Below are 1,888 nucleotides of genomic sequence, written 5' to 3'. Positions count from 1 at the left end.
CGACGGAGTCGGCCTGCAAACAGGACGGAATCGGAATGCCGGTCATCTCAGGCTCCCTCCGCTGGCATGATCCAGGTCAGGTTCGATGGGTATGATCTCAGCCCGCCGTGACGACGGGCACCCCAGCCGATGCCGCCATTTCAGTCCCGGAGGCGGATGGGTTGCAACCCTTTTTTGCGGTTTCGTTTCCGGCGCCCCTGCCCCGCGCGGGCCTGACTTACGGAGGTCACACACGGCGTGTTAAGAAGCGGCCATGACAGAACAGACCAATGACAGCGGCGCAGGGGCGCCGAAAAAGGGGTGGTTCACCCGACTGAAGGAGGGGCTGTCGCGCTCCTCCGCCAAGCTGACCGAAGGCATCAGCAGCATCTTCACCAAGCGCAAGCTGGACGATGCGACGCTGGAGGAGCTGGAGGAGCTGCTGATCCAGGCCGATCTCGGCCCGGCCACCGCCGCCAAGCTGACCGCCGAGCTGGCCCGCACCCGCTTCGGCAAGGAGGTGTCGGGCGACGAGGTCCGGCGCGCTCTGGCCGACCATGTGGCGCAGATCCTGCGGCCCGTGGCCAAGCCCCTGACCTTGTCGCCTGACCGGAAACCGCAGGTGGTGCTGGTGGTCGGCGTCAACGGCACCGGCAAGACCACCACCATCGGCAAGCTGGCCAAGCAGTGGCGCGAGGAGGGCCGGTCGGTGATGATCGCGGCCGGCGACACCTTTCGCGCCGCCGCGGTGCACCAGTTGCAGGTCTGGGGCGAGCGCTCCGGCTGCCCGGTGGTCACCGCCAATCCCGGCGCCGATGCCGCCGGCCTGTCCTTCGACGCGCTGACCCGGGCGAAGGCCGAGGGTCGCGACGTGCTGCTGATCGACACCGCCGGCCGGCTGCAGAACAAGGACAATCTGATGGCCGAGTTGGCCAAGATCGTCCGCGTCATCAAGAAGATCGATCCGACGGCGCCGCACGACGTGCTGCTGGTGCTGGACGCCACCACCGGCCAGAACGCGCACAGCCAGGTCGAGGTGTTCCGCGACATGGTCTCGGTCACCGGGCTGATCCTGACCAAGCTGGACGGCAGTGCCCGCGGCGGCGTGCTGGTGGCGCTGGCCGAGCGCTTCGGCCTGCCGGTGCACGCGATCGGCGTCGGCGAGAGCATCGACGACCTGCGGCCGTTCGACCCCGAGCAGTTCGGCCGGTCGCTGATGGGAGTCGAGGCATGAGCAAGACCTCTGGTCCCCAGACCTTCGCCACCGAGCAGTTCCACGACGCCGCGGAAGCGGTGGCCCGGCTGCACGCGATCTACGACGCCAACACCGGCCTGCTGCGCGACGCCTTCCGCGCCTATTCCCGCGGCGAGGAGCCGGCGGCCCGGGTGCGCGCCTGCTACCCTTACCTCTCGGTCCGGGTCGAGGATTTCAGCCGGGCCGACACCCGCCTGTCCTATGGCTTCGTCGACCGGCCGGGCACCTTCTCCACCACCATCACCCGGCCGTCGCTGTTCCACCGCTACCTGACCGAGCAGGTCGGCCAGATCATCCACAACCACCATGTACCGGTCGAGGTCGGGGTCAGCGACACGCCGATCCCGATCCATTTCGCCTTCCCCGACGGCATGCATGTCGAGGGCGACCTGACCCGCGAGCGGATGCTGCACATGCGGGCGGTGTTCGACCTGCCGGACCTGGCGATGATGGACGACAGCATCGTCAACGGCACCGCCGTGATCCCGCCGGGCGAGCCGCACCCGCTGGCCCTGTTCACGGCGCCGCGGGCGGACTACTCGCTGTTCCGGCTGAAGCACTACACCGCCACCGGTTGCGAGCATTTCCAGAACTTCGTCCTGTTCACGAACTACCAGTTCTACATCGACGAGTTCATCCGCATCGCCTACGAGC

2 protein-coding genes and 1 riboswitch are annotated in these 1,888 nt (G+C 67.8%); both genes read left to right on the top strand.

The features are described from left to right. Positions 1-36: 36 nt before the first annotated feature. Positions 37-135: riboswitch (TPP riboswitch) on the bottom strand. Between the two features lie 118 nt (positions 136-253). After that, entirely contained in the window at positions 254-1,213 is a 960-nt protein-coding gene (gene ftsY, locus P409_RS33120; RefSeq protein ID WP_052121675.1) for a signal recognition particle-docking protein FtsY, read from the top strand. Continuing rightward, positions 1,210-1,888 (top strand): AMP nucleosidase family protein (locus tag P409_RS33115; RefSeq protein WP_034848704.1); only part of this gene is annotated, 679 nt, incomplete at its 3' end. The genes ftsY and P409_RS33115, both read left to right, overlap by 4 nt.

It is taken from the genome of Inquilinus limosus MP06 (genome assembly GCF_000767795.1).
GTDB lineage: Bacteria > Pseudomonadota > Alphaproteobacteria > DSM-16000 > Inquilinaceae > Inquilinus > Inquilinus limosus_E.
Note: the sequence above shows the minus strand (reverse complement) of the source record. Positions and strands in the feature narration are given on the sequence as shown.